At 49.5% G+C, this 5,351-nt stretch carries 5 protein-coding genes and 2 pseudogenes; 3 read left to right on the forward strand and 4 right to left on the reverse strand.

The window, feature by feature from the left end; translation table 11 throughout:
- Positions 1-238, reverse strand: a 238-nt coding sequence (locus tag BGK49_RS09130) for a transposase (protein ID WP_032335914.1), incomplete at its 3' end; no start/stop codon positions are given.
- A gap of 60 nt (positions 239-298) precedes the next feature.
- Positions 299-1,150: pseudogene (locus tag BGK49_RS09135) on the reverse strand (alcohol dehydrogenase catalytic domain-containing protein); the annotation flags it as partial.
- A 220-nt stretch (positions 1,151-1,370) separates the two neighbouring features.
- Between BGK49_RS09135 and uspG the strand changes: the two are divergent.
- Positions 1,371-1,799 carry a universal stress protein UspG gene (gene uspG, locus BGK49_RS09140; protein WP_000278511.1) on the forward strand — a complete coding sequence of 143 codons (429 nt, stop codon included), beginning with the start codon at positions 1,371-1,373 and terminating at the stop codon, positions 1,797-1,799.
- 120 nt (positions 1,800-1,919) lie between these two features.
- On the opposite strand, the gene ahpF is transcribed toward uspG, so the two are convergent.
- Positions 1,920-3,485: an alkyl hydroperoxide reductase subunit F gene (gene ahpF / locus BGK49_RS09145; protein WP_000887629.1), complete on the reverse strand. Its 1,566-nt coding sequence runs from the start codon at positions 3,483-3,485 to the stop codon at positions 1,920-1,922.
- A 170-nt stretch (positions 3,486-3,655) separates the two neighbouring features.
- Positions 3,656-4,219, reverse strand: coding sequence for an alkyl hydroperoxide reductase subunit C (gene ahpC / locus BGK49_RS09150; protein ID WP_000052796.1), 564 nt, complete (start codon positions 4,217-4,219; stop codon positions 3,656-3,658).
- A 371-nt stretch (positions 4,220-4,590) separates the two neighbouring features.
- Between ahpC and dsbG the strand changes: the two are divergent.
- Positions 4,591-5,001 (forward strand): annotated as a pseudogene (gene dsbG, locus BGK49_RS09155) (thiol:disulfide interchange protein DsbG); the annotation flags it as partial.
- A 90-nt stretch (positions 5,002-5,091) separates the two neighbouring features.
- Positions 5,092-5,351: transposase (locus BGK49_RS09160; protein ID WP_000567716.1), on the forward strand; the 260-nt coding region annotated here is incomplete at its 3' end.

Below are 5,351 nucleotides of genomic sequence, written 5' to 3' on the forward strand. Positions count from 1 at the left end.
CAAGGCGAGCTTCATTTAACGCCTTACGCAGTTGCAGAATTTCAGATTCCAGTTCAGCCACCGTGCGGGAACCAGGAGTACCGAGCCCTTTTCTGGCGGCGGTAACCCATTGTCCTAAAGTGCCTTCAGGAAGGGATAATCGGGAAGCGCCTTCACTGATCGAAAGTTGATTTTCAAGAACCGTTCTGACAGCTTCGGCTTTGAACTCTTTAGAGTAACGTTGGTTTTTTCTGCTCATTATTAGCTCCTTCTGATGCCATTCTATTTCAGGAAGGAGTGTCCGTTAAACTCAGGCTACCTCAAGTTTCAGATTAGTCAGCACCGTTTCCGTGGTGCTGCCTTTCGCTTCAAAACCGACGGCGTCTATTACTGCATCCACGCCCCGGTGACCTGCCGTTTGTTCAATAATTGACTGTGCCGGATCGCTATCTTCATCGAAATTAATCGGGATCGCGCCGTAGCGGTCAGCGGCGAAACTCAAGCGGTAGGGATGATGATCAACAACAAAAATCTGTTCCGCACCGAGCAACCGTGCACAGGCGATTGTCAACAATCCCACTGGACCGGCACCATAGACTGCAACGCTTGAACCTTGTTGGATCTGCGCATTTTTTGCTGCCTGCCATGCCGTTGGCAGAATATCAGAAAGGAAAAGGGCTTTATCATCTGAAAGCAAAGGCGGTACTTTAAACGGCCCCACATTCCCTTTAGGGACGCGGACATATTCCGCCTGTCCACCAGGAACGCCACCATACAGGTGACTATAACCAAACAATGCCGCGGGAGCTGGTATCTGTTTTTTATTGAGCGCAGCGCCTTTACCCGCATTGGTATTTTCGCAGGCGGCATATTGCTGCATTCGACAGAAAAAACAGTCGCCACAAGCAATGACAAACGGAATTACCACCCGGTCGCCTTTTTGCAAATTTTTTACGTCCTTTCCGGTTTCAACGACTTCCCCCATAAATTCATGACCAAAAATATCGCCATGTTTAACCTGGGGTATTTTGCCTCGATAAAGATGGAGATCAGAGCCACAGATCGCCGTTGCCGTAATACGCAGAATAATATCATCTGCCTGTTCAATGCCCGGATCGGGAACATTTTCTACCTGAACGTGATGTGGGCCGTGATAAGTCAATGCTTTCATGCAACCTCCAGAGACAGTTCAAAAAAGAGTCAGTCTTTAAGGGTAGCTATCACAGCGGGAAAACGGGCGGTACCGCAGGTTTTGGGAGAATTCCTGGTGTTCAGTGAGAATATATTAATCACAGAAACCGTTCGTAAGGAAAAAGAACCAGACAAATATCAGGGATAAATATTATAATCATGGCGAATGATTTGTTCATGATTAACAGGGAGAAAGGGTTATGTATAAGACAATCATTATGCCAGTTGATGTATTTGAAATGGAATTGAGCGACAAAGCTGTTCGCCACGCTGAATTCCTCACCCAGGATGACGGAGTTATTCATCTACTTCACGTACTACCCGGGTCAGCCAGCCTGAGCCTGCACCGTTTTGCCGCTGATGTGCGTCGTTTTGAAGAGCATCTGCAACATGAAGCAGAAGAACGTCTGCAAACGATGGTCAGCCACTTCACCATCGATCCTTCCCGCATTAAACAACATGTCCGTTTTGGTAGCGTGCGGGATGAAGTCAATGAGTTGGCAGAAGAACTGGGGGCTGATGTTGTAGTTATCGGTTCTCGCAACCCATCGATTTCGACCCATCTGTTAGGTTCTAACGCCTCGAGCGTGATCCGCCACGCCAATCTGCCTGTACTGGTCGTTCGCTAACAGATAAAAGTATTTATGCCGCCCTGCCTGGAACATCCCGGCAGGGCTTTTTAATGCCATAAAAAAGCCGCTAGGTTTGACCCCGGCGGCTAAGCAATTGCAGGTGAATCTTACTTCTTCTTATGCAGTTTTGGTGCGAATCAGGTAGTCAAAAGCACTCAGAGAGGCTTTGGCACCTTCGCCAGTGGCGATGATGATCTGCTTGTACGGAACCGTCGTACAGTCACCCGCTGCGAATACGCCTTTGACGTTGGTTTCGCATTTCGCATCAATGATAATCTCACCCATGCGGTTACGTTCGACTGCGCCTTCGAGCCAGTTGGTGTTCGGCAGCAGACCAATCTGCACGAAAATACCGGCCAGTTCGATGTTGTGAATATCGCCGCTGACACGATCTCGATATTCCAGACCAACGACTTTGCTGCCGTCGCCTTTCACTTCCGTGGTTTGCGCATTCAGAATAATGTCGACGTTTTTCAGGCTGCGCAGTTTGTCCTGCAGAACCTGGTCGGCTTTCATTTCTGGCGCAAATTCCAGCAGCGTTACGTGCTCAACGATACCCGCCAGGTCAATTGCCGCTTCCACGCCGGAGTTACCGCCGCCGATAACCGCTACGCGTTTACCTTTAAACAGCGGGCCGTCGCAGTGCGGGCAGTAGGTCACGCCTTTGGTGCGATACTGATCTTCGCCCGGAACGTTCATGTTGCGCCATTTTGCACCGGTCGCCACGATAATGCTGCGTGCTTTCAGTACCGCGCCAGAAGCTGTTTCAATCTGATGCAGACCACCTTCAACTGCTGCTGGGATCAGTTTGCTGGCGCTCTGGCTGTCGATCACATCAACGTCGTATTCATCAACGTGAACTTTCAGTGCGCCTGCCAGCTTCTGCCCTTCAGTCTTCGGTACAGAAATGTAGTTTTCGATATCAACGGTATCGAGGATCTGACCACCAAAACGTTCGCCCATCAGACCGGTACGGATGCCTTTACGTGCGGAGTAAATTGCTGCCGCTGCACCCGCCGGGCCGGAACCGACGATTAATACGTCATAAGCATCACGCTTGTTCAGCTCTTCTGCCGCACGTTTTTCCGCGCCCGTATCAATTTTGGCAACGATTTCAGTCAACGTCATGCGGCCCTGACCAAACTCTTTCCCGTTTACGAACACTGCCGGAACGCCCATCACGTTGCGATCGGTGATTTCGTTCTGGAAGGTGCCGCCGTCAATTGCAGTGTGCTTGATGCGCGGGTTCAGTACGCTCATCAGGTTCAGCGCCTGCACCACGTCCGGGCAGTTATGGCAAGAGAGCGAGTAATAGGTTTCGAATTCAAAATCACCGTCAATATGGCGAATCTGCTCCAGCAGAGACTGCGCTTCTTTCGACGGATGACCACCGGTCCACAGCAACGCCAGTACCAGCGAGGTGAACTCGTGGCCCAGCGGGGAGCCTGCAAAACGTGGCCCCTGGTTGGAACCTGGGTTGGTGATCAGGAAAGACGGCTTACGCACCGGCAAGCTGTTATCTTCTTTAAAGGTGACTTTGTCTGACAGTTCTGCGATTTCAGCCAACAGTTCCTTGATTTCTGCCGATTTAGCGCTGTCATCCAGCGTGGCAATTAACTCAACAGGCTTGGTCAATTTCTCAAGGTAAGCCTTGAGTTGAGTTTTCATATTTGTGTCGAGCATGTTTATCTCCTGGGCTTTAAACATCATCATGCAAGCGGCCTCTACGGCTACCTGGATGCAGCTTGCATCATAGTGCGGGGAAGAAAATCGGGTGCCGCAGCACCCGAAGAATTAGGTGAATTTCCGAAGTATTTCGCGCCGGAGTTGGTAGCGCGAAAGACGAAGGAAATTTAGATTTTACCAACCAGGTCCAGAGACGGAGCCAGAGTTGCTTCACCTTCTTTCCATTTAGCCGGGCAAACTTCACCTGGGTGAGAAGCTACGTACTGTGCTGCTTTGATTTTACGCAGCAGGTCAGACGCGTCACGGCCAATGCCTTCAGCGGTAACTTCGATTGCCTGGATGATACCCTGCGGGTCAACAACGAAGGTCGCACGGTCAGCCAGACCTTCATCTTCACGCATGTTGTCGAAGTTACGGGTCAGGGCGCCAGTCGGGTCGCCGATCATCGCATATTTGATTTTAGCGATGGTTTCAGAGCTGCTGTGCCATGCTTTGTGGGTGAAGTGAGTATCGGTAGATACTGCGTATACGTCTACGCCCAGTTTCTGCAGTTCTTCGTAGTGGTCAGCAACGTCACCCAGTTCGGTCGGGCATACGAAAGTAAAGTCAGCCGGGTAGAAGAAGAAGACGCTCCAGCGGCCTTCGGTATCTTTTTCGGTGATTTCGATGAATTCGCCGTTTTTGAATGCCTGGTTTTTAAAAGGTTTAATTTTGGTGTTAATCAAGGACATCTATACTTCCTCCGTGTTTTCGATGAGATGTAAGGTAACCAATTTTTGCCGATTCGGCTAATGCGTTTCCATTATCAAATCGATAAGTTTTACCTTACAACCTTCGTAAGACAACTTTGTGAACTTTGCACCGCCAGCGGCGATAAAAAGTAAAATGGCCCCCTTTCCAGGTGACCGTGTAATCTGAACTACCCTTTGGTATCTTCAGCGCCTGCCTGCAGGCTGAGGTGTTGCCCTTACAAATGCAACAACGACATGGATTACAACACCCTCATAAACAAAGGGCAATCACCTGATCTAAGCTCTTACCTATGACAGTGATAGGTTATGCCTTTTACTCGACTTTTGCACTGACTGAAAAGGACAAATTAATGTTAAAAAAGATACTTTTACTGGCTCTGCTTCCTGCAATCGCCTTCGCAGAGGAACTTCCTGCTCCAGTAAAAGCGATTGAAAAACAGGGCATTACAATCATCAAAACGTTCGATGCCCCCGGAGGAATGAAAGGTTATCTCGGAAAGTATCAGGATATGGGCGTCACCATCTACCTGACTCCAGATGGTAAGCACGCTATCTCTGGTTACATGTACAACGAGAAAGGTGAAAACCTGAGTAACACACTTATCGAAAAAGAAATTTACGCACCAGCCGGACGCGAAATATGGCAACGGATGGAACAATCCCACTGGCTCCTCGACGGTAAAAAAGATGCGCCGGTCATTGTCTACGTCTTCGCCGATCCGTTCTGCCCATATTGTAAACAGTTCTGGCAGCAGGCGCGTAGACTGGCCCCCTGAATCTCCAGACAACCAGTATCACTTAAATAAGTGATAGTCTTAATACTAGTTTTTAGACTAGTCATTGGAGTACAGATGATTGATGTCTTAGGGCCGGAGAAACGCAGACGGCGTACCACACAGGAAAAGATCGCAATTGTTCAGCAGAGCTTTGAACCGGGGATGACGGTCTCCCTCGTTGCCCGGCAACATGGTGTAGCAGCCAGCCAGTTATTTCTCTGGCGTAAGCAATACCAGGAAGGAAGTCTTACTGCTGTGGCCGCCGGAGAACAGGTTGTTCCTGCCTCTGAACTTGCTGCCGCCATGAAGCAGATTAAAGAACTCCAGCGCCTGCT

Source organism: Shigella sp. FC1544 (assembly GCF_001722145.1).
GTDB lineage: Bacteria > Pseudomonadota > Gammaproteobacteria > Enterobacterales > Enterobacteriaceae > Escherichia > Escherichia coli.

Coding starts and splice junctions, on each gene's coding strand:
- ahpF (WP_000887629.1), bottom strand. CDS start 3,485: ATGCTCGACACAAATATGAAAACTCAACTCAAGGCTTACCTTGAGAAA.
- ahpC (WP_000052796.1), bottom strand. CDS start 4,219: ATGTCCTTGATTAACACCAAAATTAAACCTTTTAAAAACCAGGCATTC.
- uspG (WP_000278511.1), top strand. CDS start 1,371: ATGTATAAGACAATCATTATGCCAGTTGATGTATTTGAAATGGAATTG.